Genomic DNA, 1,277 nt, shown 5'->3' with positions numbered 1-1,277 from the left:
ATCTTTAACAAATTAATGAAAAGAATTGTAGAGCATTTTCCCGTTTCCCAAAGTCAATTAGTATGCAGCTAAATAGACACCTCAATAAATTAAAAACAAGATAGAACAATGAACAATCTACTCACCTATATTTTTATTATATTTATTATTTTCAATAGTTGTACCCCAAATATAATTAATCAAGGAAAAATAGAATGGATTAGTAAATATGACTTATACGAAAACATTTACGGAAAAGGGATTGAATCTAAAAGAGGATTAAATGTTACAAAATTTCTAATTTTGAATGAATCTATCATTTTTATTGCAGCAGAAAAAGATAGCTACTTCTTTGATACTAAAGAAGATAATGCCATTTTATTCATCTCTAAAGATTTAGGAAATGAATACAAAGAAATCATATTTCCTGAAAAATCTATTGTTTCTATCCTTTCATATGGCAAAAAGTCTTTAATAGAAACTAATATAGGAGGTTATGGAAACAATGCTAAAAATTGTATTTACTTATTAGATAATACCTTATTAAAATATAAAAAAATTAGAGAATTTTCTCCTAATAGTATTTCTCAGATAAAATTTAATGGAAATTTTATTTCATATAATGAAAATGGAGATGTTATATTAATAGATATTTTAAATAATGTAAATTATAAAATTCCCAATATAGTTACTAAAGGTAATTACATATTAGAAGATAAAGACGCAAATATAATTTTTTTAGATAAGAATAAAATAATTAGATATAATGTTATAGGAGAAAAATTTACAACAATACGAAATTTGACAAAAACATACTCTACCATAACTGATGTTTTTGGAGAGATTAATTTAGGGGTAATTGATTTAGTGACAGGAACTGTGCATATTTACGACCTAACTGAGAGGGAATTATTTAAATTTTCTCCTAAAGATGAAAAATATAAATATCGTTATAAAAATTTTGTATGCGACTATAAAAGAAAAGAGTATTATCCTACAATTCGCTTTTCATATGATTATGGAAAAACTTGGAAAGAATACAATACGAGCGATTTTACAATAGAATCAAGTATATATGGTTTTTATAAGGATAAATACATAATTTTTGAAGCTGCCTTTATGGAAAAAGGGGCGTATATTATGATTGGAGAAATAATGAAATAAAACTATTGAGGTGTCAAAATAATTTCATGTATTTATACTCTGAAAATTAATGTATTATGGAATTATTTAAAGGACAAAGTCTCTTAGCGTTTACGGAACACTTTAAAACAGACTTAGTAATAATGGGAAGAATT

Annotated in this window: 1 protein-coding gene; it reads left to right on the top strand. The window is 24.5% G+C overall.

The window, feature by feature from the left end; all coding sequences use genetic code 11:
- Nucleotides 1–108: 108 nt before the first annotated feature.
- Nucleotides 109–1,143, top strand: a complete 1,035-nt coding sequence (locus HMPREF1551_RS03255) for a hypothetical protein (RefSeq protein WP_021627602.1) — start codon at nucleotides 109–111, stop codon at nucleotides 1,141–1,143.
- The last annotated feature ends 134 nt before the right edge of the window (nucleotides 1,144–1,277 follow it).

It is taken from the genome of Capnocytophaga sp. oral taxon 863 str. F0517 (assembly GCF_000466425.1).
GTDB lineage: Bacteria > Bacteroidota > Bacteroidia > Flavobacteriales > Flavobacteriaceae > Capnocytophaga.
Note: the sequence above shows the minus strand (reverse complement) of the source record. Positions and strands in the feature narration are given on the sequence as shown.

What these genes read in the sequence shown, in the direction of transcription:
- HMPREF1551_RS03255 (WP_021627602.1), top strand. Translation starts at nt 109, where the DNA reads ATGAACAATCTACTCACCTATATTTTTATTATATTTATTATTTTCAAT.